This window comes from Streptomyces sp. Edi2, from assembly GCF_040253635.1.
In the GTDB taxonomy this organism is placed as follows: domain Bacteria; phylum Actinomycetota; class Actinomycetes; order Streptomycetales; family Streptomycetaceae; genus Streptomyces.
In genome coordinates this window covers 1,529,291-1,555,511 of the sequence record NZ_JBEJGX010000003.1, presented here as the reverse complement: position 1 = coordinate 1,555,511, position 26,221 = coordinate 1,529,291, and the positions used below count along the sequence as shown (strand labels likewise).

21 protein-coding genes and 1 pseudogene are annotated in these 26,221 nt (G+C 70.5%); 19 read left to right on the top strand and 3 right to left on the bottom strand.

All coding sequences use genetic code 11. The features are described 5' to 3' along the window. Positions 1-120: 120 nt before the first annotated feature. A complete protein-coding gene (gene thrS, locus ABR737_RS10315; protein WP_350249883.1) occupies positions 121-2,100 on the top strand; it encodes a threonine--tRNA ligase in 1,980 nt (659 codons plus the stop codon). An 82-nt stretch (positions 2,101-2,182) separates the two neighbouring features. On the opposite strand, the gene ABR737_RS10310 is transcribed toward thrS, so the two are convergent. Further along, positions 2,183-2,824 (bottom strand): potassium channel family protein, encoded by a 642-nt coding sequence (locus tag ABR737_RS10310; protein ID WP_350249882.1) that lies wholly within the window; start codon positions 2,822-2,824, stop codon positions 2,183-2,185. A gap of 67 nt (positions 2,825-2,891) precedes the next feature. Between ABR737_RS10310 and ABR737_RS10305 the strand changes: the two genes are divergently transcribed. The 3 genes and pseudogenes from ABR737_RS10305 (at position 2,892) to ABR737_RS10295 (ending at position 5,565) form a co-directional block, all read left to right on the top strand. Then, on the top strand, positions 2,892-3,449 hold the full coding sequence (locus ABR737_RS10305; protein ID WP_350249881.1) for an HIT family protein: 558 nt from the start codon (positions 2,892-2,894) through the stop codon (positions 3,447-3,449). 124 nt (positions 3,450-3,573) lie between these two features. Next, a complete protein-coding gene (locus ABR737_RS10300) occupies positions 3,574-4,362 on the top strand; it encodes a polysaccharide deacetylase family protein (protein WP_350256740.1) in 789 nt (262 codons plus the stop codon). Beyond that, positions 4,362-5,565, top strand: a pseudogene (locus ABR737_RS10295) (YncE family protein). Before ABR737_RS10300 ends, ABR737_RS10295 begins: the two are co-directional and overlap by 1 nt. A 35-nt stretch (positions 5,566-5,600) precedes the next feature. Here ABR737_RS10295 and ABR737_RS10290 read toward each other — a convergent pair. After that, positions 5,601-7,256, bottom strand: coding sequence for an AbeC-like domain-containing protein (locus ABR737_RS10290; protein WP_350249880.1), 1,656 nt, complete (start codon positions 7,254-7,256; stop codon positions 5,601-5,603). A gap of 209 nt (positions 7,257-7,465) precedes the next feature. Beyond that, positions 7,466-9,664 (bottom strand): elongation factor G-like protein EF-G2, encoded by a 2,199-nt coding sequence (locus ABR737_RS10285; protein WP_350249879.1) that lies wholly within the window; start codon positions 9,662-9,664, stop codon positions 7,466-7,468. A gap of 276 nt (positions 9,665-9,940) precedes the next feature. Here ABR737_RS10285 and pgsA point away from each other — a divergent pair, with 276 nt between their 5' ends. The 15 genes from pgsA (at position 9,941) to ABR737_RS10210 (ending at position 26,218) form a co-directional block, all read left to right on the top strand. Continuing rightward, positions 9,941-10,597, top strand: coding sequence for a phosphatidylinositol phosphate synthase (pgsA, locus tag ABR737_RS10280; protein ID WP_350249878.1), 657 nt, complete (start codon positions 9,941-9,943; stop codon positions 10,595-10,597). Next, on the top strand, positions 10,594-11,568 hold the full coding sequence (locus ABR737_RS10275; RefSeq protein WP_350249877.1) for a phosphatidylinositol mannoside acyltransferase: 975 nt from the start codon (positions 10,594-10,596) through the stop codon (positions 11,566-11,568). Before pgsA ends, ABR737_RS10275 begins: the two co-directional genes overlap by 4 nt. After that, a complete protein-coding gene (locus tag ABR737_RS10270; RefSeq protein ID WP_350249876.1) occupies positions 11,565-12,725 on the top strand; it encodes a glycosyltransferase family 4 protein in 1,161 nt (386 codons plus the stop codon). Before ABR737_RS10275 ends, ABR737_RS10270 begins: the two co-directional genes overlap by 4 nt. Positions 12,726-13,435: 710 nt before the next feature. Continuing rightward, positions 13,436-13,987 carry a LemA family protein gene (locus ABR737_RS10265; RefSeq protein WP_350256739.1) on the top strand — a complete coding sequence of 184 codons (552 nt, stop codon included), beginning with the start codon at positions 13,436-13,438 and terminating at the stop codon, positions 13,985-13,987. Between the two features lie 161 nt (positions 13,988-14,148). Further along, positions 14,149-15,060, top strand: a complete 912-nt coding sequence (gene pdxS / locus ABR737_RS10260; protein ID WP_350249875.1) for a pyridoxal 5'-phosphate synthase lyase subunit PdxS — start codon at positions 14,149-14,151, stop codon at positions 15,058-15,060. An 8-nt stretch (positions 15,061-15,068) separates the two neighbouring features. Continuing rightward, positions 15,069-15,662, top strand: coding sequence for a pyridoxal 5'-phosphate synthase glutaminase subunit PdxT (gene pdxT, locus ABR737_RS10255; protein ID WP_350249874.1), 594 nt, complete (start codon positions 15,069-15,071; stop codon positions 15,660-15,662). A 131-nt stretch (positions 15,663-15,793) separates the two neighbouring features. Further along, on the top strand, positions 15,794-16,546 hold the full coding sequence (locus ABR737_RS10250) for a YebC/PmpR family DNA-binding transcriptional regulator (protein ID WP_350249873.1): 753 nt from the start codon (positions 15,794-15,796) through the stop codon (positions 16,544-16,546). Positions 16,547-16,716: 170 nt separating this feature from the next. After that, complete coding sequence (ruvC, locus tag ABR737_RS10245; protein WP_350249872.1) at positions 16,717-17,295, top strand: crossover junction endodeoxyribonuclease RuvC; 579 nt, start codon at positions 16,717-16,719, stop codon at positions 17,293-17,295. Beyond that, a complete protein-coding gene (ruvA, locus tag ABR737_RS10240; protein WP_350249871.1) occupies positions 17,292-17,912 on the top strand; it encodes a Holliday junction branch migration protein RuvA in 621 nt (206 codons plus the stop codon). Before ruvC ends, ruvA begins: the two co-directional genes overlap by 4 nt. Before the next feature lie 82 nt (positions 17,913-17,994). Next, positions 17,995-19,086 (top strand): Holliday junction branch migration DNA helicase RuvB, encoded by a 1,092-nt coding sequence (gene ruvB / locus ABR737_RS10235; RefSeq protein ID WP_350249870.1) that lies wholly within the window; start codon positions 17,995-17,997, stop codon positions 19,084-19,086. A gap of 162 nt (positions 19,087-19,248) precedes the next feature. Beyond that, positions 19,249-19,797, top strand: coding sequence for a preprotein translocase subunit YajC (gene yajC, locus ABR737_RS10230; protein ID WP_350249869.1), 549 nt, complete (start codon positions 19,249-19,251; stop codon positions 19,795-19,797). Positions 19,798-19,948: 151 nt separating this feature from the next. Next, positions 19,949-21,733, top strand: coding sequence for a protein translocase subunit SecD (gene secD, locus ABR737_RS10225; RefSeq protein WP_350249868.1), 1,785 nt, complete (start codon positions 19,949-19,951; stop codon positions 21,731-21,733). Position 21,734: 1 nt separating this feature from the next. Further along, positions 21,735-22,856 carry a protein translocase subunit SecF gene (gene secF, locus ABR737_RS10220; RefSeq protein ID WP_350249867.1) on the top strand — a complete coding sequence of 374 codons (1,122 nt, stop codon included), beginning with the start codon at positions 21,735-21,737 and terminating at the stop codon, positions 22,854-22,856. Further along, positions 22,853-23,401: an adenine phosphoribosyltransferase gene (locus ABR737_RS10215; protein ID WP_350249866.1), complete on the top strand. Its 549-nt coding sequence runs from the start codon at positions 22,853-22,855 to the stop codon at positions 23,399-23,401. The genes secF and ABR737_RS10215 overlap by 4 nt, the downstream gene beginning before the upstream one ends. Before the next feature lie 174 nt (positions 23,402-23,575). Beyond that, complete coding sequence (locus ABR737_RS10210) at positions 23,576-26,218, top strand: RelA/SpoT family protein (RefSeq protein WP_350249865.1); 2,643 nt, start codon at positions 23,576-23,578, stop codon at positions 26,216-26,218. The last annotated feature ends 3 nt before the right edge of the window (positions 26,219-26,221 follow it).

The window sequence follows — 26,221 nt, the reverse complement described above, 5'->3', positions numbered from 1 at the left end:
GCGCGGGGGCGGCTTTCGGGCCGGGGTGGTGAAACCGTTTCGCGGTCGGGTCCGGTGGCTCGGTACGATTCGGCTGCGCAGCAATCGCTGACGTGAAGAGACATGAGTCAGGAGAGACCGGTGTCAGACGTCCGTGTGACCATCCAACGCGATTCCGAGCGGGATGAACGCGTGGTGACCACGGGCACTACGGCCGCCGACCTCTTCCAGGGCGAGCGCAGCGTCGTGGCAGCGCGGGTCGCCGGAGAGCTGAAGGACCTGGCGTACGAGGTCGCCGACGGCGACGCGGTCGAGCCCGTGGAGATCTCCTCCGAGGACGGTCTGAACATCCTGCGGCACTCCACCGCGCATGTGATGGCGCAGGCCGTGCAGGAGCTGTTCCCGGAGGCGAAGCTCGGCATCGGTCCGCCGGTCAAGGACGGCTTCTACTACGACTTCGACGTCGAGACCCCGTTCCACCCCGACGATCTCAAGCGCATCGAGAAGAAGATGCAGGAGATCCAGAAGCGCGGGCAGAAGTTCGCGCGCCGGGCGGTCAGCGATGACGCCGCGCGCGAGGAGCTGGCCGACGAGCCGTACAAGCTCGAGCTGATCGGGATCAAGGGCTCGGCCGCGGAGGCCGCCGAGGGGGCCTCCGCCGAGGTGGGCGCCGGCGAGCTCACCATCTACGACAACCTCGACGCCAAGACCGGCGAGCTGTGCTGGAAGGACCTGTGCCGCGGTCCGCACCTCCCCAGCACCCGCGCCATCCCGGCGTTCAAGCTGATGCGCTCGGCCGCCGCCTACTGGCGCGGCAGCGAGAAGAACAAGCAGCTGCAGCGGATCTACGGCACCGCCTGGCCGACCAAGGACGAGCTCAAGGCGCATCTGGAGTTCCTGGCCGAGGCCGAGAAGCGCGACCACCGCAAGCTCGGTGCCGAGCTCGACCTGTTCTCCGTTCCCGAGGAGATCGGCTCGGGCCTGGCGGTCTTCCACCCCAAGGGCGGCATCATCCGCCGGGTCATGGAGGACTACTCCCGCCGGCGTCACGAGGAGTCGGGGTACGAGTTCGTCTATACCCCGCACGCCACCAAGGGGAAGCTGTTCGAGAAGTCGGGCCACCTGGACTGGTACGCCGACGGCATGTACCCGCCCATGCAGCTCGACGAGGGCGTGGACTACTACCTCAAGCCCATGAACTGCCCGATGCACAACCTGATCTTCGACGCGCGCGGCCGCTCGTACCGTGAACTGCCGCTGCGTCTCTTCGAGTTCGGGACCGTGTACCGCTACGAGAAGTCGGGCGTCGTGCACGGCCTCACCCGTGCCCGCGGCTTCACCCAGGACGACGCGCACATCTACTGCACCAAGGAGCAGATGGCGGACGAGCTGGACGCCACGCTGACCTTCGTGCTCGACCTGCTGCGCGACTACGGTCTGACCGACTTCTACCTGGAGCTGTCCACCAAGGACCCGGAGAAGTTCGTCGGCACCGACGAGGCCTGGGACGAGGCCACCGAGACGCTGCGCAAGGTGGCCGAGAAGCAGGGCCTGCCGCTGGTCCCGGACCCGGGCGGCGCCGCGTTCTACGGCCCCAAGATCTCCGTGCAGACCAAGGATGCCATCGGCCGGACCTGGCAGATGTCGACCGTCCAGCTGGACTTCAACCTGCCGGAGCGCTTCGACCTGGAGTACACCGCCGCCGACGGCAGCAAGCAGCGTCCGGTGATGATCCACCGTGCGCTGTTCGGCTCCATCGAGCGGTTCTTCGCGGTGCTGCTGGAGCACTACGCGGGTGCGTTCCCGGCGTGGCTGGCGCCGGTCCAGGCAACCGGTATCCCGATCGGCGACGCACACGTCCCCTACCTGCAGGACTTCGCCGCGCAGGCCAAGGCCAAGGGTCTGCGGATCGAGGTGGACTCCTCGTCGGACCGGATGCAGAAGAAGATCAGGAACGCGCAGAAGGCCAAGGTGCCGTTCATGATCATCGCTGGTGACGAGGACGTCGCCAACGGCGCGGTTTCCTTCCGCTACCGCGACGGGTCGCAGAAGAACGGCATCCCGCGCGACGAGGCGATCGCCGAGATCCTCGGCGTCGTGGAGCGCCGCGTCCAGGTGTGACGCCTGCGTGAGCACCGGGCCCCGGAGAGCGACCCGCTCTCCGGGGCTTCTTCCTGTCCCCCTTCATGTCCCGCCGTCGTATTCATGTCTCGCCGTCCTGCCGGAAGCGGCGCAGCAGCCAGGAGGAGAAGGAGCCCACCACCGCTCCGACCAGCGCCACCCCGACGAACATCAGCGCCACCGCGACCAGCCGGCCGCGCGGGGTGACGGGCGTGGCGTCGCCGTACCCCGTGGTCGTCAGCGTCGAGCAGGCCCACCACACCGCGTCCCCGAAGGTGTGGATGTTCGCGCCCGGGGCCGCGCGCTCGTCGTGGTAAACGGCCAGGCTGGCCGCGAACCCCAGCAGCAGCGCGGTGATCCCGGTGTACGCCATCACCCGTGATTCGAGGACGAGCCGTGGATGGTCCCGACGCCGCTGCATCCGCTCGTGCATGTCGACGATCCGCAGGGGCCGCAGCAGGGGCAGTACGGTCACGATCAGATCCAGCCAGCGGGTGCGCAGGAAGTGCCGCCGGTCGTTGCTGAGCGCCAGCCGGGCCAGATATTCGACGACGAAGATGCTCCAGGTGACGACGGTGACCAGTTCCCACCAGGTTTTCCAGCCGGGGGAGAGGCCGGGTACCAGGACCCGGACCGTGTACGAGGCGAGGAAGAGGAGGGAGGCGGCAAGGAGATAGGGCTGGGCGGTTCGTTCCCAGGCCCGCAGCCGCTGTTCCCTGTCCACCGGCTCAGCATCGCGGAGCGGGCCGAGGTATGCGCCCCAACGACACGGCGCCAACGGGCGACGCCATATGCTGGCCCGTATGACAAGCGAGCCGGAGCAGCAGATCGGAGTCGGGACGCAGGACGCTTTCCAGCGTCTGTGGACGCCCCACCGGATGGCTTACATCCAGGGCGAGAACAAACCGACCGGCCCGGGGGCGGGCGACGGCTGTCCGTTCTGCACGATCCCCGCGAAGTCGGACGAGGACGGTCTGGTGATCGCGCGCGGCGAGTACGTCTATGCGGTGCTGAATCTCTACCCGTACAACGGCGGTCACCTCATGATCGTCCCGTTCCGGCACGTCGCCGACTACACGGAGCTGGACGGGCCGGAGACCGCGGAGCTGGCCGAGCTGACCAAGCGGGCGATGACCGCGCTGCGCACCGCCTCCGGGGCGCACGGCTTCAACATCGGGATGAACCAGGGCGGCGTCGCCGGTGCCGGGATCGCGGCCCACCTCCATCAGCATGTCGTCCCGCGCTGGGGCGGCGACACCAACTTCATGCCGGTGGTCGGTCACACCAAGGTGCTGCCCCAACTCCTCGCCGACACCCGGGCGATGCTCGCGGACGCCTGGCCGGTCTAGGGTCTGTCTTCAACGTCCCGGGCCGGCATCCGAGGCGACACACCCCGGATGAATCGGGCATATCTCTCTAATTCGGATTAGTTGCCTCTCTAATGGGGTGGTGACTTCCCTAGATCGCCGCTCCGTGCTGCGCGCGGCAGCCTCGGCCGCGGCCGCCGGAGCACTGGTGTCGGGCTGCGACCCGCACCGCGACGACGACTCCGGCGCCGTACGGTCCGGCGGGCCGAGCCCTTCCGGTGCGGGCTCTTCCGCTGCGGGGCATGCGCCACCCGCCCGGGCCCGCACCGCCCGGCCGCCGGCCCGGGTGCCCGGCCTGCCCGTGCAGATCGCGCACGGGCCGCGGAACGGCCGTGCGGTCGCGCTGACCTTCCACGGCAGGGGCGACCCCAAGAGGGCCACCGCCCTGCTCACCGAGGCCGAGCGGGCCGGCGCCCGCGTCACGGTGCTCGCCGTCGGCGACTGGCTCGACGAGCAGCCCGCGATGGCCCGCCGGATCCTCGACGGCGGCCATGAGCTGGGCAATCACACCCTCCACCACCGCAACATCTGCGCCCTGCCGGCCGCCGAGGCCTACGCCGAGATCACCGGGTGCGCCGACCGGCTGCGCGCCCTCACCGGGACCATCGGCAGCTGGTTCCGCCCCTCGCAGGCCCAGCGCGCCACGGACCTGGTAACCGGGCTGGCCCGCAAGGCCGGCTATCCGCATGTCCTCTCCTACGACGTGGACTCCCTCGACGCGAACGACCCCGGAGCACCGGCCGTCCGGCGCACGGTCCTGGACGCGGTCGGGCCGGGCTCGATCGTGAGCCTCCACCTCGGGCACGCCGGCACGGTGGCGGCGCTGCCCCCGATCCTCGACGGCCTCCGCCGGCGCGGTCTGCGCGCGGTGACGACAACGGAGCTAGTGACCTGATGGCTGACCGGAACCGTACCCATGACCGTCCCCGTCCGCGCGCGCGTCACCGGGCCGCGCTGCTCGCCCTCGCCTGCGCGCTGACGGTGGCGGGCTGCCGGCGGCGGCGAGACCGGGCGGGCCGGGCACAGCCCGCGGCCGGTCGAACGCGCGCCGGCCAAGGCCGCCACCTCCGGCCTGCCCGGGATGCCGCCGCTGCTGGACGAGCACGACCTCTACGCGGCGGACCGGCCGGGCAAGCTGGCGCCGCAGGTCAAGGACTTCCCCTCGCGGATCTACGTCCCCAACACCGGCTCCGACACGGTCAGCGTCATCGACCCGAAGACCTACAAGGTCATCGAGACCATTCCGGTGGGCGTACAGCCGCAGCACGTCGTGCCGTCCTGGGACCTCAAGACGCTCTGGGTCAACAACAACCGCGGGCACGACCTGACCCCCATCGACCCCGCCACCGGCAAGGCGGGCAAGCCCGTCAAGGTCCACGACCCGTACAACCTCTACTTCACGCCCAACGGGAAGTACGCCATCGTGATGGCCTCGATGGACCGGCAGTTGGTCTTCCGCGACCCGCACACCATGGAGATCCGCAAGACGCTGCCGGTCAACTGCGGGGGCGTCAACCACGCCGACTTCTCGCCCGACGGGCGGTACTTCATCGTCTCCTGCGAGTTCTCCGGTGAACTGCTCAAGGTCGACACCGAGAAGATGAAGGTGATCGGCCAGGAGAAGCTGCCGTTCGAGGGGGCGATGCCGCAGGACGTGAAGATCGCCCCGGACGGCAGGACCTGGTACGTCGCCGACATGATGGCCGACGGCATCTGGGTCCTCAACGGCGACACCTTCGCACAGCCCAAGCTCATGCCGACCGGCAAGGGCGCCCACGGCCTCTACGTCAGCCGCGACTCGCGCTACATGTACGTCTCCAACCGCGGCGAAGGCTCCATCTCCCGGCTCGACTTCAAGACCGGCTCCCTCATCGGCAAGTGGCACATCCGCGGCGGCGGCAGCCCCGACATGGGCGGCCTGTCCACCGACGGCAAGGTCCTCTGGCTGTCCGGCCGCTACCACTCCGAGGTCTACGCGCTGGACACCCGTACCGGCAAAACCCTGGCCAAGATCCGCGTCGGCCAGGGCCCGCACGGACTGGCGGTCTACCCGCAGCCGGGGCGGTACTCCCTCGGGCACACGGGCATCTTCCGCTAGAGGGACACCCTCTCGTAGGGCCTGTCTCGCAGGTCCTACGCGTTGTACTCGTCCGCCTTCTGCGGCTCCACTCCCTGGATCATGCCGCTGAGCACCAGGGAACGGTTGGTGAAGCGCTCGGTGTCCACGCCGTTCTCCTTGAGGACGCTCATCGCGGCGGCGTGGACGGTGCGCAGCACCGGGGTGGCGGCGCGCAGCGCGTCATCGGCCATGAAGCGGTGGCGCCAGGGCTTGTCCGCCCAGACGTGCCGCAGGCCGAACGGCTCGGGGAGGGTCAGCTTGCCACCGAGGAAGTCCAGGACCGGCGGGAACCAGGTCAGCGGGGCGCGCGCGGCGAGCCGGACCACCTCCTGCGGCTCGATGAGCGGGAGGTGCTGGGTCCTGGTCTCCCAGAACTTGACGACCTTGGCGACTTCCTTGGTCTTGGGCTCCGGCTTCGTCGTGAACAGGCCGTTGACCGGGCCGAGGGCGTGACCGGTCACCTCGATGCGCAGGGTCTCGTGCAGCACCGTGACGGTGATCATCAGGGTGATCACCAACTGGCCGTCCCACAGCACGAACTGGACGCCGAGGTAGTGGCGGTTGCCGCTGCCGAACTGCTGCTCGTTGCAGATCCGCTCTATCTCGTGCCCGCGGATCTGGTACGCCTCCACATGGGTGCCCTCGGGGCGGGTGACGGCGGCGGCCTTCTCTCCGACCGGTGAGACGATCCAGTGGCGTACGGACGGTGTGGGGAAGCCGCCGGTGTGCAGCGGACTGCGCTCCAGCAGCCGCAGCTTGTCGTGGATCGCCCGGATCACGTCCCAGCTGCGGAACGGGTGGATCTCGGCGGTCCCCGGCGCCGGCGTCAGCTCCTCGGCGAGCTGCCAGCTGCCCCAGCGCGTTCCCATGCCGAGTATCCCCTTGGGGCCGGCGTAGAAGACGACGTTGCTGGTCTGCTCGGCGGAGATCTTGGCAAGGTTCTGCCGGAGGGTTTCGGCGGCGATCTGGTTCGGGTCCTGCGGCACCGCCTCGGGGATCTTCGCGGCCACGCCGCCGCCCTCCAGCAGCCCCTTCCAGGAGTCCCGCATGGCCACCGCGGTCTTCTCACAGATCTGCTTGGCCAGCCACCAGCCGATCACCGGGGCGACGACCATGGCGCGGGCGTACAGCGGCCAGAAGCCGGTGAACGGCAGCTTGATCATGAAGAACAGGCCGACGCCGGCCAGCACCGTCAGCAGCAGCCCGCCGAGCAGCGAAAGCCCCTTGCCCGCACCGTCCTTGGAGAGCATCTTCCGCAGCTGGAAAACGCCCAGCCACACCAGCACCCCGGGCAGGAACAGCACCCCGAACAGCACCATCAGCACCGTCAGCTTGGCGTCCCGCTGCTTGCGGACGCGGGTGGCGGACAGGCAGTGCTCGACGATGGTCTGCGGCTCGGTCCCGAAGGACTGGATGAGCGCGGCGCGGCCGCCGCCGAGCATCCGCACCTGCACGGCACGCGAGAACGCCTCGCCGAGATTGGGCGCGAACAGCGACAGCTTGGCTTTCTTGATCGCGGACTTGCCGGAGTCGGAGTCCGCCTTGGAGATATCGGCCAGCGGACTGTCCCGATAGGCGGCCGAGGCCAGTGCCTGGGTCGCCGCCGTCTGCCCGGCGCTCCCCGAGAGCGGGACCTGTGCCCCGGGACTGAAGTCAAAGCCGTCTGCCACTACCGCCCCCACACCCCACACATCCGATGATGCGGCTCTTCCCGACTTCCGCCGACGGCACACCTGCTGAGAGCCTGTGTTCGAGCCCGTGACCTCGGTTCCTGCCGCCGGCCCCCTGAGGCAACGGCAGGAACTCAGCGTACAGCCGCCGGCCGGCCCAGGGGAGTTGAGCCGGACAGCGACCGCTCCAACGGCTGATCCGCCGTTAACTATGCGCCGTTCTCGGCTTGTTCCCGCCACTTGTCGGCGAGCTGCGGCGGCATCGGCTCATGCCGCAGGTGAGCGCGGGAGAACCGCCCGGTGCCGTGCGAGAGGGAGCGCAGATCGACGGCGTACCGGTCGATCTCGATCTCGGGCACCTCGGCGCGCACCACCGTGCGCCCTGCCCCTGACTGCTCCGTGCCCACGACCCGGCCCCGGCGCCCCGACAGATCGCTCATCACCTGGCCGACGAAATCGTCCGGAACCATCACGCTCACCTCGGACACCGGTTCGAGGAGATCGACCCGGACCTCACCGGCCGCCTCGCGCAGCGCCAGCGCGCCCGCCGTCTGGAACGCGGCGTCCGAGGAGTCGACCGAGTGCGCCTTGCCGTCGAGCAGCGTGACGCGGATGTCGACGAGCGGATGTCCGGCGGCGACCCCGCGTTCGGCCTGGGCGCGTACGCCCTTCTCCACGGAGGGGATGAACTGCCGGGGTACCGCGCCGCCCACGACCTTGTCGACGAACTCGATGCCGGAGCCGCCCGGCAGCGGTTCGATCTCGATCTCGCAGATCGCGAACTGGCCGTGCCCGCCGGACTGTTTCACATGGCGTCCACGGCCCGCGGCGGGGGCGCCGAAGGTCTCCCGCAGCGACACCTTGTGCGGCACGGTGTCCACCTGGACGCCGTAGCGGGCCCGCAGCCGCTCCAGCGCGACATCGACATGTGCCTCGCCCAGGCACCACAGGACCACCTGATGGGTGGCCTGATTGTGCTCCAGGCGCATCGTCGGGTCCTCCGCGACCAGGCGGGCCAGGCCCTGCGACAGCTTGTCCTCGTCGGCCTTGCTGTGCGCCTGGATGGCGACCGGCAGCAGCGGGTCGGGCATCGTCCAGGGCGCCATCAGCAGCGGGTCGTCCTTGCCGGACAGGGTGTCGCCGGTCTCGGCGCGGGTCAGCTTCGCCACACAGGCCAGATCGCCGGCGATGGCCTGGGGCAGCGGGCGCTGCTGCTTGCCGAACGGGGTGGACAGCGCCCCGACCCGTTCGTCGACGTCGTGGTCCTCGTGCCCCCGGTCCTCCAGCCCGTGGCCGGAGACATGCACCATCTCGTCCGGGCGCAGAGTGCCGGAGAAGACGCGTACGAGGGAGATCCGGCCGACATACGGGTCGGAGGAGGTCTTGACCACCTCCGCCGCGAGCGGGCCGTCGGGGTCGCAGCTCAGCGCCGGGCGCGGGGTGCCGTCCGGGCGGGTCACGGCGGGTGCCTCGCGCTCCGCGGGGGTCGGGAAGCCGCCGCTGATCAGCTCCAGCAGCTCCACGGTGCCCAGCCCCTGTTTGGAACCCTCGGCGGCCGGGGCCGCGGCCAGGACGGGGTGGAAGGTGCCGCGGGCAACCGCCGTCTCCAGGTCCCCGATCAGGGTCTTGACGTCGATCTCCTCGCCACCGAGGTAGCGGTCCATCAAGGACTCGTCCTCGCTCTCGGCGATGATCGCCTCGATGAGGCGGTTGCGGGCCGCCTCGATCTGCGGCAGCTCGTCCTCGGTGGGGGCGCGCTCGGTGCGCTCGCCGGAGGAGTAGTCGAAGACCCTCCGGGTGAGCAGGCCGATCAGGCCGTGCACAGGGGAGTGGCCGTCGGCGCCGGGTGTCCCGTACAGCGGGAGGTAGAGGGGCACGACGGCGTCCGGGTCCTCGCCGCCGAACGAGGCCCGGCAGAGCTCGGTCATCTCGTCGAAGTCGGAGCGGGACGCCTCCAGGTGCGTGACGACCAGCGCGCGCGGCATGCCGACGGCCGCGCACTCGTCCCAGACCATCCGGGTCGCCCCGGCCACGCCGTCGGCCGCCGAGACAACGAAAAGGGCCGCGTCCGCTGCGCGCAGACCGGCCCTGAGTTCCCCGACGAAATCGGCGTATCCGGGGGTGTCCAAGATATTGATCTTGACTCCGCCCCAGTCCACCGGGACCAGGGAGAGCTGTACGGAGCGTTGCTGGCGGTGTTCGATCTCGTCGTAGTCCGACAGACACCCGCCGTCCTCGACCCGGCCCGCCCGGTTGACCGCGCCGGATGCCAGCGCGAGGGCTTCGACCAGGGTGGTCTTTCCCGATCCGGAGTGGCCGACCAACACCACATTCCGCAGGGCCGTGGGCTGGCCGGCCGTTGGTGCCCTGCCGGCGGCTCGCGGGTGTGTACTCGATTTCTCGCTCATGTGTCTCGCCTCCAGGTCGACACTTTGCGGTGATTCGAGCTTTCCACCGAGGCCATGCCACGTCCATACATGGCACGGGGCGCCTGTGCTCCCAAGGGCCCCGTAGCGGCGCCCGGCGGGGCCCGCGGGCGCGTTCACGGGCGCGCGGCGGCGTCCCCGAGCCGTGGGATGCGCTCCGCGCCGCGATGCGTTCGTGGTGGCCCAAGACCTCCTGGCTACGATGGGCCAGCCGGTGGCCCCTTGACCGCGCGGCCCATATCGACCTCCGGGAAGGCCATGCTGAACAAGTACGCGCGTGCGTTCTTCACGCGTGTTCTCACGCCGTTCGCCGCCCTGCTCATCCGTATCGGCGTCAGCCCGGACGCGGTCACTCTCGTCGGCACCGGGGGCGTGGTGGCCGGCGCTCTGGTCTTCTACCCCCTGGGGGAGTTCTTCTGGGGCACGGTCGTCATCACCCTGTTCGTCTTCTCCGACCTGGTCGACGGCAACATGGCACGACAGCTGGGGCGCTCCAGCCGGTGGGGGGCCTTCCTCGACTCCACCCTCGACCGGGTCGCCGATTCGGCGATCTTCGGCGGGCTCGCGCTCTGGTACGCGGGGCGCGGCGACAGCCTGATCCTCTGCGCGATGGCGATCTTCTGCCTCGCCAGCGGCCAGGTGGTCTCGTACACCAAGGCGCGTGGCGAGGCCATCGGGCTGCCGGTGAACGTCAACGGGCTGGTGGAGCGCGCCGAGCGGCTGGTCATCACGCTGGTCGCCTGCGGGTTGTCGGGTCTGCACGCCTTCGGGGTGCCCGGTGTCGAGGTGCTGCTGCCGATCGCTCTGTGGATCGTCGGCGTCGGCAGCGCCGTCACCCTCGGCCAGCGTGTGGTGACGGTACGACGGGAGTCGGCCGAGGCCGACGCCATGGCACAAGGGGGAACGGGCGTATGAGTCCACTCAGCATGCGCCGGCCGCGGCTGGACACCGAAAAACTGGCGGACGCGCTCTACGCGCTGGGCTGGAGCACCGTCAAGAAGCTGCCCGAGGGCGTGGCCACAGGGCTCGGCCGCCGGATCGCCGACACCGTCTGGAAGCGCCGCGGCAAGGGCGTCCTGCGGCTGGAGGCGAACCTCGCCCGGGTCGTCCCGGACGCTACCCCGCAGCGGCTCGCCGAGCTCTCCCGGGCCGGGATGCGCTCGTACATGCGCTACTGGATGGAGTCCTTCCGGCTGCCTGCCTGGAGCAAGGACCGGATAAGGGGCGGCTTCACGCCCGAGGACGTGCACCACCTGGTGGACGGGCTCGCGAGCGACCGCGGTGTCATCCTCGCCCTGCCGCACATGGGCAACTACGACCTCGCCGGTGCCTGGGTCACCACCAAGCTCGGTGTCCCCTTCACCACCGTCGCCCAGCGCCTCAAGCCGGAATCCCTCTACGACCGTTTCGTCGCCTACCGCGAGGGCCTGGGCATGGAGGTGCTGCCGCACACCGGCGGCTCCGCCTTCGGCACGCTCGCCCGGCGGCTGCGGGCCGGCGGTCTGGTCTGCCTGGTCGCCGACCGCGATCTGTCCGCCTCCGGGATAGAGGTCAAGTTCTTCGGGGAGGCGGCGAAGATGCCGGCCGGTCCCGCGGTGCTCGCCCTCCAGACCGGTGCGATGCTGCTGCCCGTCACGCTCTGGTTCGACGACACCGCCGTCATGCGCGGCCGGGTCCACCCCGAGATCGAGGCCCCGGAGACCGGTACCCGTGCCGAGAAAGCTGCCCAGATGACCCAGGCGCTCGCCGACGCCTTCGCCTCCGGCATCACCGACCACCCCGAGGACTGGCACATGCTGCAGCGGCTCTGGCTCGCCGACCTGGAGCCGCGCGAGCAGTCCGGCGCCCCGGGCGGCACCGCGGCGTCCGGAACGGAGACCGCGTGAAGATCGGCATCGTCTGCCCGTACGCCTGGGACGTCCCCGGCGGCGTGCAGTTCCACATCCGGGACCTGGCCGACCACCTGATCCGGCTCGGCCACGAGGTCTCCGTCCTCGCTCCCGCGGACGACGAGACCCCCCTGCCGCCGTACGTCGTCTCCGCAGGCCGCGCCGTCCCCGTCCCGTACAACGGCTCGGTCGCCCGCCTCAACTTCGGCTTCCTCTCCGCGGCCCGGGTGCGCCGCTGGCTGCAGCACGGCGCCTTCGACGTCATCCACATCCACGAACCCGCCTCGCCCTCGCTCGGCCTGCTCGCCTGCTGGGCGGCACAGGGCCCGATCGTGGCGACCTTCCACACCTCCAACCCGCGCTCGCGGGCGATGATCGCCGCATATCCGATCCTGCAGCCCGCGCTGGAGAAGATCAGCGCCCGCATCGCAGTGAGCGAATACGCCCGCCGCACCCTCGTCGAACACCTCGGCGGCGATGCGGTGGTCATCCCCAACGGCGTGGACGTCGGCTTCTTCGGCTCGGCCGAGGCCAAGGCCGAGTGGCAGGGCCGCACCATCGGCTTCATCGGCCGGATCGACGAACCGCGCAAGGGCCTGCCGGTCCTGATGAAGGCGCTGCCCGCGATCCTGGCCGAGGTACCGGACGCCCGGCTGCTGGTCGCCGGACGCGGTGACGAGGAGGAAGCGGTTGCCGCGCTGCCCGCCGAGATGCGCTCCCGGGTCGAATTCCTCGGCATGGTCAGCGACGAGGACAAGGCCCGGCTGCTGCGCAGCGTCGATCTCTATGTCGCGCCCAACACGGGCGGCGAGTCCTTCGGCATCATCCTCGTCGAGGCGATGTCGGCCGGCGCGCCCGTACTGGCCAGCGACCTCGACGCCTTCGCCCAGGTCCTGGACCAGGGCGAGGCCGGCGAACTGTTCGCCAACGAGGACGCGGATGCGCTCGCCGCTGGGGCGGTGCGGCTCCTTCGTGACCCGGCGCGTCTCGCGGAGCTGCGGGAACGTGGCGCCCGTCATGTGCGGCGCTTCGACTGGGGCACCGTTGGTGCCGACATTCTCGCCGTCTACGAGACGGTGACCACCGGGGCGGTGTCGGTGGCCACCGACGAGAGGGTGGGCCTTCGGGCCCGGCGGTGGCTGGCCAAGGATTGACCCCCACGTTTTTGGCTTTCCCGCCGTTCCGCTGCGCTTTGCCTTGGGCCCACGTTTTCGGCCGCCCCACCGTGGGGGCTTCTCTTGTTGCGCCTGGCGGCGGGCTGGGTCCGCTGCGCTTTGCCTCGCCCCTGTTTTTGGCTTTCCCGCCGTTGCGCCTGGCGGCGGGCGGGGTCCGCTGCGCGGGGCTGTGGGTGCGGTGACGGGCCTGCGGGGCCTGGTGTGTGGACTGCTTCGCTTTACGTCCACACACCAGGCCCCTCCGGCCCGTCCCCTCCCGTGGGGGAGATGGTGAAGGTGGGTGGGGGCGGGCGTCGATCACAGACATTTCCCCGTGCCGCAGCCCATTCCCCGTGCCAGGGCCATTCCCCGTGCCACGGCCATTCCCTGTGCCACGGCCATTCCCTGAGCCATGGGGCTCCCTTTGCCCACGGCCCTTTGCCCAGGTCTGCGACGCGCACCGGACCACCCAGGTCCACCCCCACCGGCCTTCTTCCCACCCCCCCCATGGGAGGGGACGGGCCGGAGCGGGTGGGTGTCCGGACGTAAAGCGAAGCAGTCCGGACACCCACCCGCGCAGGCCCGTCACCGGCACCCAACAGCCCCGCCCAGCGGACCCGGCCCGCCGCCAGGCGCAACGGCGGCAACCGCCCACGGCGGGACAGCCAAAAACGTGGGGCAAAACAACGCGCCGCAGGCGCGTATGGTGACTGGCCGTGACCACGTTCATTTGGATCGCCGCCGCGATCGTCCTCATCGGCATCTACCTGAGCTGGACGGCGGGCCGCCTCGACCGCCTGCACGCGCGTATCGACGCGGCCAGGGCGGCTCTCGACGCCCAACTGCTGCGGCGGGCGTCCGTCGCGCAGGAGGTGGGTACGTCGGGGATTCTCGATCCCGCCGCCTCGATCGTGCTCTACCAGGCCGCGCACGAGGCCCGGCAGGCGGCGGAGGACCACCGCGAGGTCGCGGAGAGTGAGCTGAGCCAGGCGCTGCGGGCCATCTTCGCCGAGGAAGCCCAGCTGGAGGCCGTACGGGAGGCCCCGGGCGGTGAGCGAACGGTCACCGAGCTCACGGCCGCCGTGCGCCGGGTCCCGATGGCCCGGCGGTTCCACAACGATGCCGTACGGGCTGCGCGTGCCGTCCGCCGCCACCGGGTGGTGCGCTATCTGCGGCTGGCGGGCCATGCGCCGTTCCCGCTGGCCTTCGAGATGGACGACGAGCCGCCGGTCGTCCTGGACGACCGCTCGGCCGGGAACTGAGCGGACAGCGGGGTGGCAGCGGGTCCCGCGCGGGCGTGCCGGACTCTGCGACTCCCAGTAGTGACGAGCCACTGACCTCTAATTGGCCCTTTCCCCGGGCCGCTCACCAACGGTTGTGTGGGCGCAGCAGTACAGCCACCCGGATTGAGTGAGGTCGAACCGTGTCCAGCACGCCCACCACGCCCCAGAACCCCGAGACCGGAACCGCGCGCGTCAAGCGCGGGATGGCCGAGCAGCTCAAGGGCGGCGTGATCATGGACGTCGTCACGCCGGAAGAGGCGAAGATCGCCGAGGACGCGGGCGCCGTCGCCGTCATGGCCCTGGAGCGGGTCCCCGCCGACATCCGCAAGGACGGCGGCGTGGCCCGGATGTCGGACCCCGACATGATCGACGGCATCATCAGCGCCGTCTCCATCCCGGTCATGGCCAAGTCCCGGATCGGCCACTTCGTCGAGGCCCAGGTCCTGCAGTCGCTCGGTGTCGACTACATCGACGAGTCCGAGGTCCTGACCCCGGCCGACGAGGTCAACCACTCCGACAAGTGGGCGTTCACCACCCCCTTCGTCTGTGGTGCCACCAACCTGGGCGAGGCGCTGCGCCGGATCGCCGAGGGCGCCGCCATGATCCGCTCCAAGGGCGAAGCCGGCACCGGCAACGTCGTCGAGGCGGTCCGCCACCTGCGCCAGATCAAGGGCGAGATCGCCAAGCTGCGCGGCTGTGACCACAACGAGCTGTTCGCCGCCGCCAAGGAGCTGCGCGCCCCGTACGAGCTGGTCAAGGAGGTCGCCGAGCTCGGCAAGCTGCCGGTCGTGCTGTTCTCCGCCGGTGGTGTCGCCACCCCGGCCGATGCCGCGCTGATGCGCCAGCTCGGCGCCGAGGGCGTCTTCGTCGGCTCCGGCATCTTCAAGTCCGGCGACCCGGCCAAGCGTGCCGCCGCGATCGTGAAGGCCACCACCTTCTACGACGACCCCGCCGTCATCGCGGACGCCTCCCGCAACCTGGGCGAGGCCATGGTCGGCATCAACTGCGACACCCTCCCCGAGACCGAGCGCTACGCCAACCGCGGCTGGTAGGACGGCAGATGAGCACTCCCACCATCGGTGTGCTGGCCCTCCAGGGCGACGTCCGCGAGCACCTCAAGGCGCTCGCGGACGCCGGTGCCCAGGCCCGGCCGGTGCGCCGCTCCGAGGAACTGGCCGAAATCGACGGCCTGGTGATACCGGGCGGCGAGTCGACCACCATGTCCAAGCTGGCGGTCGTCTTCGGCATGCTGGAGCCGCTGCGCGCGTTCGTCCGTGCGGGCAAGCCGGTCTACGGCACCTGCGCCGGCATGATCATGGTCGCGGACAAGCTGCTGGACGCCCGTGAGGACCAGGAGACGTTCGGCGGCATCGACATGATCGTGCGCCGTAATGCCTTCGGGCGGCAGAACGAGTCGTTCGAGGCGGCCGTCGACGTCGCGGGGATCCCCGGGGGACCGGTCGAGGGCGTCTTCATCCGGGCGCCCTGGGTCGAGTCGGTCGGCGGCGCGGCCGAGGTGCTGGCGACGTATGACGGGCACACCGTGGCCGTGCGGCAAGGTAACGTCCTCGCCACGTCTTTCCACCCGGAACTCACCGGCGACCACCGGGTCCACGCCCTGTTCGTGGACATGGTGCGGCGGGCCCGGGGCTGATCCGGAGGGCGGCCCCGGCGCTCCCTCAGGGGTCGTGGCCGGGCGACGGGCGGGAGTAACACCGTGTGACCCGGCCCCGGTAGGATCTGAGACGTTCATCCAGACGTTGGTTACGCGAAGGAGACAGGCGGATGTCCGGCCACTCTAAATGGGCTACGACGAAGCACAAGAAGGCCGTGATCGATGCCAAGCGCGGCAAGCTCTTCGCGAAGCTGATCAAGAACATCGAGGTCGCGGCCCGTACCGGCGGTGCCGACTCGGAGGGCAACCCGACCCTCTTCGACGCCATTCAGAAGGCCAAGAAGAGCTCGGTGCCCAACAAGAACATCGACTCCGCGGTCAAGCGCGGTGCGGGTCTCGAAGCCGGTGGCGCCGACTACGAAACCATCATGTACGAGGGGTACGGCCCCAACGGTGTCGCGGTGCTCATCGAGTGCCTTACCGACAACCGCAACCGTGCCGCCTCGGACGTCCGCGTCGCCATGACCCGCAACGGCGGTTCGATGGCCGACCCGGGTTCGGTGTCGTACCTGTTCAACCGCAAGGGCGTGGTGATCGTCCCCAAGGGTGAACTGTCCGAGGACGACGTCCTGGGCGCGGTGCTGGACGCCGGCGCCGAGGAGGTCAACGACCTGGGCGAGTCCTTCGAGGTGCTCAGCGAGGCCACCGACCTGGTCGCGGTCCGCAGCGCCCTCCAGGAGTCCGGCATCGACTACGACTCGGCCGACGCCAACTTCGTCCCGACCATGCAGGTCGAGCTGGAGGAAGAGGGCGCGCGCAAGATCTTCAAGCTGATCGACGCGCTGGAGGACAGCGACGACGTGCAGAACGTCTTCGCCAACTTCGACGTCTCGGACGATGTGATGGCCAAGGTCGACGCCTGACAGGCGTGGCACGCTCGGTCGACTGACGGGCCGACGGGGACACACCCCGTCGGCCCGTCCGTTTGTCAGTGGCAGCCGTTACTGTGCTGATCAGGGGGCATGCGCTCTCCTCGGGGGCGTGCGATCCCCGATCAGGAACAGCCGGGCGACAGTGCGAGGGGCGGGGAGCGATGAAGGTGCTGGGGGTGGACCCGGGGCTGACACGCTGCGGGGTCGGCGTGGTCGACGGGGTCGCGGGGCGCCCGCTGACCATGGTCGGCGTCGGCGTCGTCCGCACCCCCGCGGACGCCGAGATCGCGCAGCGTCTCGTCGAGATCGAGCGCGGCATAGACGCCTGGCTCGACGAGTACCGCCCGGAGTACGTCGCCGTGGAGCGGGTCTTCAGCCAGCACAACGTCCGTACGGTCATGGGCACCGCCCAGGCCAGCGCGGTCGCCATGCTGTGCGCGGCCCGGCGCGGGCTGCCGGTCGCGCTGCACACCCCCAGTGAGGTCAAGGCCGCCGTCACCGGATCGGGACGGGCCGACAAGGCCCAGGTCGGGGCGATGGTCACGCGTCTGCTGCGGCTGGACGCACCGCCGAAGCCGGCCGACGCCGCCGATGCCCTGGCCCTCGCCATCTGCCACATCTGGCGCGCCCCCGCGGTCAACCGCCTCCAGCAGGCGCATGCCGCGGCCCGCCGCGCCGCCTCCGCCACCGTCCCGTCCTCCGGCACCCGCCGGACGGCTCCCCAGAAGGGCACCCGATGATCGCCTTCGTCTCCGGCCCGGTCGCGGCCCTCGCCCCGGACACCGCCGTCGTCGAGGTCGGCGGTATCGGCATGGCCGTCCAGTGCACGCCGGACACCCTGTCCGCGCTGCGTATCGGACAGCCGGCCAAGCTCGCCACCTCCCTCGTCGTCCGCGAGGACTCGCTCACCCTCTACGGCTTCGCCGACGACGACGAGCGGCAGACCTTCGAGCTGCTGCAGACCGCCAGCGGCGTCGGCCCCCGGCTCGCCCAGGCGATGCTGGCCGTGCACTCCCCTGACACCCTGCGCCTCGCCGTCTCCACCGGAGACGAGAAGACCCTCACCGCCGTGCCCGGCATCGGCAAGAAGGGGGCGCAGAAGCTGCTGCTGGAGCTCAAGGACCGGCTCGGCGAGCCGGTGGGCACCGGCCGCGCGGGCGTCGGCAGCGCCGTCACGGCCGGCTGGCGCGACCAGCTGCACGCCGCCCTGATCGGCCTCGGCTACGCCACCCGCGAGGCGGACGAAGCGGTCGCCGCGGTCGCCCCGCAGGCCGAGGCGGCCGTCGCCGAGGGCGGCAGCCCCCAGGTGCCGCAGCTGCTCAAGGCGGCCCTGCAGACTCTGAACCGGGCGCGATGACCGCCGCCGGCCGGGCCTCGCGCCCCCGACCGTACGACCACGCAGGCGGCCCGGCCGCCCCGACCCCACGAGGCAATCCGCAGTGAACTGGGACGACACCGCACCGCACACCGCAGAGGACGCCGACCCGGGGGCGCCCGACCGGCTGGTCGGCGCCGACGCGGACGGCGAGGACACCGCCGTCGAGGCCGCGCTGCGGCCCAAGGACCTCGGGGAATTCGTCGGCCAGGAGCGGGTGCGCGAACAGCTCGACCTGGTGCTGCGCGCCGCCCGCGCCCGCGGCGCCACCGCCGACCACGTCCTGCTGTCCGGGGCGCCGGGCCTCGGCAAGACGACCCTCTCCATGATCATCGCGGCCGAGATGGGCGCCCCGATCCGGATCACTTCCGGGCCCGCCATCCAGCACGCCGGCGACCTCGCCGCGATCCTCTCCTCCCTGCAGGAGGGCGAGGTCCTGTTTCTCGACGAGATCCACCGGATGTCCCGGCCCGCCGAGGAAATGCTCTACATGGCGATGGAGGACTTCCGCGTCGACGTGATCGTCGGCAAGGGACCGGGAGCCACCGCCATCCCCCTGGAGCTCCCCCCGTTCACCCTGGTCGGGGCCACGACCAGGGCCGGTCTGCTGCCGCCGCCGCTGCGCGACCGCTTCGGCTTCACCGCCCATATGGAGTTCTACGCCCCCGCCGAGCTGGAGCGGGTCATCCACCGCTCGGCCGGGCTGCTGGACCTCGACATAGAACCCGAGGGCGCCGCCGAGATCGCCGGCCGCTCCCGCGGCACGCCGCGTATCGCCAACCGCCTGCTGCGCCGCGTCCGCGACTATGCCCAGGTCAAGGCCGACGGCCTGATCACCCGCGAGATCGCCTCCCAGGCCCTCGGGGTCTACGAGGTCGACGCCCGCGGCCTGGACCGCCTCGACCGCGCCGTGCTCACGGCCCTGCTCAAGCTGTTCGGCGGCGGCCCGGTGGGCCTGTCCACCCTCGCGGTCGCGGTGGGGGAGGAGCGGGAGACCGTCGAGGAGGTCGCCGAGCCGTTCCTCGTACGGGAAGGACTGCTGGCCAGGACCCCTCGGGGCCGGATCGCGACCCCGGCCGCATGGGCCCATCTGGGCCTCGTTCCGCCGCAGCAGCAAACCGGCAGCAGCGGCCAGCAGGGCTTGTTCGGAGCGTGACGGCGCGGGGACTCGCCCGGTCAGGAACTGCGGTGGGATGCTGGGCGTTGTTCCACTGGTGGGGACTCGCCTAGACTCCGCCGATGCCGTTCGTATGGGCGGCATACCCACCCCCGTATATGAGATCGCGCATCCGCGGTCGTGCGAAGGAATTTCCGTCCCGTGAACATCGTGACTCTCCTCCCCTTCATCGTCCTCATCGGGGCCATGTTCCTGATGACCCGGTCTGCCAAGAAGAAGCAGCAGGCGGCCGCGCAGATGCGCAACGAAATGCAGGCCGGTACCGGCGTCCGGACGATCGGCGGCATGTTCGCCACCGTCAAGGAAATCCACGAGGAAACCGTCCTCCTGGAGGTCGCCCCCGGCGTGCACGCGATCTACGCCAAGAACGCCATCGGCGCGGTGCTCGCGGACGAGGAGTACAACCGCATCCTGGACGGTGCCGACCCGATCCACGGCGACGAGCCGGTCGTCCCGGACGACGCCTCCTCGCTGACCGGAACCGCCGCCCCGGCCACCGAAAAGGGTGACAAGGGCGACAAGATCGACCTGGGCAAGACCGAGACCACGGCCGCCGAGGCCGACGCGGACGAGCCTGCCGCCGCCGAGGCGGGGGACACCAAGGCCGCCGGCGACGCCAAGGACACCGTCAAGGCCGACGCGGACACCGCCAAGGACGACAAGAAGTCCGGCGACGACGAAGCGAAGTAGTCCGCCCCACGGGACCGCGGAGCACGCGTGGAGTGTCGTGCGCCGCGGTTCCGGGACGGTCTAGGCTCCGGCGGGGGCACGTCCCCACAAGACTTCGTGGCTCCTCGGCCGGCAACCCGGGCCGAGGGGTTGGACAGGGAGATACGAGAAGGTGGCAGCACCGAAGAAGGGCCGCAGGGCGCCCGCGAGCCAGGGGCATCCGGGCCGCACCCTGATCCTGGTCCTGATCGCCATGGCAGGGCTGATCGGAGGCATGTTCTACTCCGGCACGCTGACGCCGCGACTGGGCATCGACCTGGCGGGCGGCACCAGCTTCACGCTGGCGGCCCAGAACCAGCCGGGCAAGCCCAACGCGATCAACGAGACCAATATGAAGACCGCCGCCGACATCATGGAGCGACGGGTCAACGGTCTCGGTGTGACCGAGTCCGAGGTCCAGACGCAGGGCAGGGACCACATCATCGTGAACATCCCCAAGGGGACGGACGCGAAGCAGGCGCGTGAGCAGGTCGGCACCACCGCCCAGCTCGGGTTCCGGCCGGTGCTGACCACCACCGCGGGCGCCAAGACCCCCGAGCAGCCCAAGCCCGGCCCCTCTCAGAGCGGTGCGAACGGCAAGGGCAAGGGCGACAAGGCCGCCGGTGACCCGGCCAAGGGCGGCCAGGGCAACGGGCAGAAGGCCTCCGCCCCGCAGTCGCCGGACTCCAAGCCGACGACGCAGGGCCGCGCGGTGACCGCTTCGCTGAAGAAGGCGCCGTCCGCCAAGCCCACCCCGTCCGGCAAGCCCTCCGCGCCCCCGGCGCAGCCGACGCCCCCGGGCGGAGCGGCCATCCCGCCGGCCCTCCAGAAGCAGCTCAACGCGCTCGACTGCTCCACGAAGGAGAGCCGCGCCGCCGCAGGCAAGAAGGCCGCCAACACCAAGCCGTCCGACCCGATCGTGGCGTGCAAGGAGGACGGCGCCCAGAAGTACGCGCTCGGTCCCGTCGGCGTCGAGGGCACGAACGTCAGCAGCGCCAAGGCCGTCTTCGACAGCCAGCAGGGCCAGGGCTGGATCGTCCAGATGGACTTCACCTCCGAGGGCGGCAAGAAGTTCGGGGACATCACCGGCAAGCTCGCCACCAAGGCGCCGCCGCAGAACCAGTTCGGGATCGTCCTCGACGGTGCGGTCGTGTCCGCTCCGTCGGTCGACAAGCCGATCATGGGCGGCGGAGCCACCATCTCCGGCGGCTTCACCCAACAGTCCGCCGAGGACCTGGGCAACATGCTCTCCTACGGTGCGCTGCCGCTCTCCTTCAAGATCGACGACGAGACCACGGTCACCGCGGCGCTCGGCGGCGATCAGCTGCACGCCGGTCTGATCGCCGGCGCGATCGGCCTCGCACTGGTCGTCATCTACCTGGTCGCCTACTACCGGGGGCTGGCGCTGGTCGCGCTGGCGAGCCTGGGTGTCTCGGCGGTCCTGACGTACACGATCATGACCTTGCTCGGCCCGGCCATCGGGTTCGCGCTGAACCTCCCGGCGGTCTGTGGTGCCATTGTCGCCATCGGTATCACCGCCGACTCGTTCATCGTCTACTTCGAACGCATCCGGGACGAGATCCGCGAGGGGCGCACGCTCCGTCCGGCCGTCGAGCGCGGCTGGCCGCGGGCCCGCCGCACGATTCTGGTCTCCGACTTCGTGTCGTTCCTGGCCGCCGCGGTGCTGTTCGCCGTCACCGTCGGCAAGGTGCAGGGCTTCGCCTTCACGCTGGGCCTGACCACCGTCCTCGACGTCGTCGTGGTCTTCCTCTTCACCAAGCCCCTGATGACCCTGCTGGCCCGGCGGAAGTTCTTCTCCGACGGTCATTCCTGGTCCGGCCTCGACCCCAAGCGCCTGGGCGCCAAGCCGCCGCTGCGCCGTCGTCGCGGCGCCGCCCCCACCACGAAGGAGGCGTGAGATGTCCAAGCTCGGCAACATCGGCGCCCGGCTTTACCGCGGCGAGGTCGGCTACGACTTCATCGGCAAGCGGAAGATCTGGTACGGCCTCTCGATCCTCATCACCATCGTGGCGCTCGTCGGTCTGGGGGTGCGCGGCCTGAACATGGGCATCGAGTTCTCCGGCGGCGCGGTCTTCACCACCCCGAACACCTCCGTCTCCGCTTCGGAGGCCCAGCACAAGGCCGAATCGGTGTCCGGCGGCCACCAGGCCATGGTGCAGAAGCTCGGCGGCGGCGCGCTGCGCATCCAGATCAGCGGTCTGGACACCAAGCAGTCGGTGCCGGTCCAGGAAGAGCTCGCCAAGGACCTGAACGTCCCGGTCAACGACGTCAACACCCAGCTGGTCGGCCCGAGTTGGGGTGAGCAGATCGCCAACAAGGCATGGCTGGGCCTGGGGATCTTCATGGTCCTCGTGGTGCTCTACCTGGCCATCGCCTTCGAGTGGCGGATGGCGGTGGCCGCCCTGGTCGCGCTGATCCACGACCTGACGATCACGGTCGGCATCTACTCCCTGGTCGGCTTCGAGGTCACCCCCGGCACGGTCATCGGTCTGCTGACGATCCTCGGTTACTCCCTCTACGACACGGTCGTCGTCTTCGACAGCCTCAAGGAAGCCTCCAAGGACATCACCAAGCAGACCCGCTTCACCTACAGCGAGATCGCCAACCGCAGCATCAACGGCACCCTGGTGCGCTCTATCAACACCACCGTCGTGGCGCTGCTCCCGGTCGCCGGTCTGCTGTTCGTCGGCGGCGGTGTCCTGGGCGCGGGCATGCTCAACGACATCTCGCTGGCCCTGTTCGTCGGCCTCGCCGCCGGTGCGTACTCCTCGATCTTCATCGCGACCCCGCTGGTCGCGGACCTGAAGAGCCGTGAGCCGCAGATGAAGGCCCTGGCCAAGCGGGTCATGGCGAAGCGTGCCTCGGCCGAGGCCAAGGCCGCGGGCCAGGAGGACGCCCAGGACGAGGCCGCCGACGCGGCTGAGGCCGAGGACGGTGACGGCGCCGCGGTCGTCGGCCCCCGCCGGCAGCCCGCCTCCCGCAACCGCGGACGCGGCCGCCCGTCGGGCAAGCGCCGGTGAGCGCCCCCGCAGAGCTGCGTGAGCTGCTGCTCAGCCGGATCGCGGACGTCCCGGACCACCCCCAGCCGGGCGTGGTGTTCAAGGACATCACTCCGCTGCTGGCCGACCCGGCCGCCTTCGGCGCGCTGACCGAGGCGTTCGCCGAGCTGTGCGGGCGGCACCGCGTGGACAAGATCGTGGGCCTGGAGGCCCGCGGGTTCATACTCGCCGCTCCGGTCGCGGTCCGGGCCGGTATCGGCTTCGTCCCCGTACGCAAGGCGGGCAAGCTGCCCGGCGCGACGCTCGGACAGGCGTACGAGCTGGAGTACGGCACGGCCGAGATCGAGATGCACGCCGATGCGCTGGCCCCGGGCGACCGGGTGCTGGTGATCGACGACGTCCTGGCCACCGGCGGCACCGCCGACGCCTCGCTGCAGCTCATCCGCCGCGCGGGCGCCGAGGTCGCGGGCGTGGCGGTCCTGCTGGAGCTGGGCTTCCTGGCCGGGCGGGAACGGCTGGAGCCGGGCCTGAAGGGCGCCGTGCTGGAGGCCCTGATCACGGTCTGAGCCGCGCTCGCAGCGCACCGTCACGCAAACAGGGGCATCCGGAAGAATCCGGGTGCCCCTGCTGCTGTGTCATGTACGGAACCCCGGCCGCGGGGGAGCAGTGGCCCCGAGGTCGATACCATGGCACCCCGGCCCGTTCGAGGTCCTGGGGTCCCAGCCGCCTGAGGAGTGCTCTTGCCAGACGAGGCCCAGCCGCTCTCCCCCGGACTGCGTCCGGCGGGATCCGACGCCGCGCGCCCGGACGAGCCGAAGCCGGCGGCCGCGGCGCCCTCGAACGCGCCCCAGCCCGAGCGGCCGGGCGCGTCCGACGGCACCACCGCGCCCCGGCCGAAGGACGGCGGATCGACCGCTTCCCAGGCCCCCGCCGAGCGGCCCCGTCCGGCGCCCGAGCCGGGTACGGACAAGCCGGGCCCGGCGGCCTCCTCGCCCCAGCCGGCGGCGCCGTCCCGTGCGGCCAAGCCGCCCGCCAAGGCCGGCCAGCCCGCCCCGCCCAAGCCACCGGCCCCCACCTCCGCCGGCCGCTCCGGCTCGCCCAACCGGGTCCGCGCCCGCCTGGCCCGGCTCGGCGTCCAGCGCTCCAGCCCGTACAACCCGGTCCTGGAGCCGCTGCTGCGGGCCGTCCGCGGCAACGACCCCAAGATCGAGACCGGCACGCTGCGCCAGATCGAGCGCGCCTACCAGGTCGCCGAGCGCTGGCACCGCGGCCAGAAGCGCAAGAGCGGCGACCCGTACATCACCCACCCGCTCGCGGTGACCACGATCCTCGCCGAGCTGGGCATGGACCCGGCGACGCTGATGGCCGGCCTGCTGCACGACACCGTCGAGGACACCGAATACGGCCTGGACACCCTCCGGGGCGACTTCGGTGACCAGGTCGCGCTGCTGGTCGACGGCGTCACCAAGCTCGACCGCGTCAAGTTCGGCGAGGCCGCGCAGGCCGAAACGGTGCGCAAGATGGTCGTCGCGATGGCCAAGGACCCCCGCGTCCTGGTCATCAAGCTCGCCGACCGGCTGCACAACATGCGCACCATGCGCTACCTCAAGCGGGAAAAGCAGGAGAAGAAGGCCCGCGAGACGCTGGAGATCTACGCTCCGCTCGCCCACCGCCTGGGCATGAACACCATCAAGTGGGAGCTGGAGGACCTCGCCTTCGCGATCCTCTACCCCAAGATGTACGACGAGATCGTCCGGCTGGTCGCCGAGCGGGCGCCCAAGCGCGACGAGTACCTGGCCATAGTGACCGACGAGGTCCAGGCCGACCTGCGCGCCGCCCGCATCAAGGCCACCGTCACCGGCCGCCCGAAGCACTACTACAGCGTCTACCAGAAGATGATCGTGCGCGGCCGCGACTTCGCCGAGATCTACGACCTGGTGGGCATCCGCGTCCTCGTCGACACCGTCCGCGACTGCTACGCCGCCCTCGGCACCATCCACGCGCGATGGAACCCGGTCCCCGGCCGGTTCAAGGACTACATCGCGATGCCCAAGTTCAACATGTACCAGTCGCTGCACACGACGGTGATCGGCCCCAGCGGCAAGCCCGTTGAGCTGCAGATCCGCACCTTCGACATGCACCGCCGCGCCGAGTACGGCATCGCCGCGCACTGGAAGTACAAGCAGGAGGCGGTGGCCGGCGCCTCCAAGATCCGTACGGATGTGCCGAAGAACGCCGGCAAGGGCCAGGACACCGTCAACGACATGGCCTGGCTGCGGCAGTTGCTCGACTGGCAGAAGGAGACCGAGGACCCGGGCGAGTTCCTGGAGTCGCTGCGCTTCGACCTGTCCCGCAACGAAGTCTTCGTCTTCACGCCCAAGGGCGATGTGATAGCGCTGCCGGCCGGTGCCACCCCCGTCGACTTCGCCTACGCGGTGCACACCGAGGTCGGCCACCGCACGATAGGGGCGCGGGTCAACGGGCGCCTCGTCCCGCTCGAATCGACCCTGGACAACGGCGACTTGGTGGAGGTCTTCACCTCCAAGGCAACGGGCGCCGGGCCCTCCCGCGACTGGCTCGGCTTCGTCAAGTCCCCGCGCGCCCGCAACAAGATCCGCGGCTGGTTCTCCAAGGAGCGCCGCGACGAGGCCATCGAGCAGGGCAAGGACGCCATCGCGCGCGCCATGCGCAAGCAGAACCTGCCGATCCAGCGGATCCTGACCGGCGACTCCCTGGTCACCCTCGCGCACGAGATGCGCTACCCGGACATCTCCTCGCTCTACGCCGCCATCGGCGAGGGCCATGTCGCCGCCCAGGGCGTCGTCCAGAAGCTGGTGCAGGCGCTCGGCGGCCAGGACGAGGCCACCGAGGACATCGCCGAGTCCACCCCGATCCGGCCGCGCTCCAAGCGCCGCTCCAGCGCCGACCCCGGTGTGGTCGTCAAGGGCGTCGACGATGTGTGGGTCAAGCTGGCCCGCTGCTGTACGCCGGTGCCGGGCGACCCCATCATCGGCTTCGTCACCCGCGGAAACGGCGTCTCGGTGCACCGCGCCGACTGCGTCAACGTGGACTCGCTGTCCCGGCAGCCGGAGCGGATCCTGGACGTCGAGTGGGCGCCCACCCAGTCCTCGGTCTTCCTGGTCGCCATCCAGGTCGAGGCGCTGGACCGCTCCCGCCTGCTGTCGGACGTCACCCGCATCCTGTCCGACCAGCACGTCAACATCCTGTCGGCCGCCGTCCAGACCTCCCGCGACCGGGTGGCCACCTCCCGCTTCACCTTCGAGATGGGCGACCCCAAGCACCTGGGGCACGTCCTGAAGGCGGTACGGAGCGTGGAGGGCGTGTACGACGTCTACCGGGTGACGTCGGCCCGTAGGCCGTAGCCG

Coding starts and splice junctions, on each gene's coding strand:
- ABR737_RS10305 (WP_350249881.1), top strand. CDS start 2,892: ATGCTGGCCCGTATGACAAGCGAGCCGGAGCAGCAGATCGGAGTCGGG.
- ABR737_RS10285 (WP_350249879.1), bottom strand. CDS start 9,664: ATGAGCGAGAAATCGAGTACACACCCGCGAGCCGCCGGCAGGGCACCA.
- pgsA (WP_350249878.1), top strand. CDS start 9,941: ATGCTGAACAAGTACGCGCGTGCGTTCTTCACGCGTGTTCTCACGCCG.
- ABR737_RS10275 (WP_350249877.1), top strand. CDS start 10,594: ATGAGTCCACTCAGCATGCGCCGGCCGCGGCTGGACACCGAAAAACTG.
- pdxT (WP_350249874.1), top strand. CDS start 15,069: ATGAGCACTCCCACCATCGGTGTGCTGGCCCTCCAGGGCGACGTCCGC.
- ABR737_RS10250 (WP_350249873.1), top strand. CDS start 15,794: ATGTCCGGCCACTCTAAATGGGCTACGACGAAGCACAAGAAGGCCGTG.
- ruvC (WP_350249872.1), top strand. CDS start 16,717: ATGAAGGTGCTGGGGGTGGACCCGGGGCTGACACGCTGCGGGGTCGGC.
- ruvA (WP_350249871.1), top strand. CDS start 17,292: ATGATCGCCTTCGTCTCCGGCCCGGTCGCGGCCCTCGCCCCGGACACC.
- secF (WP_350249867.1), top strand. CDS start 21,735: ATGTCCAAGCTCGGCAACATCGGCGCCCGGCTTTACCGCGGCGAGGTC.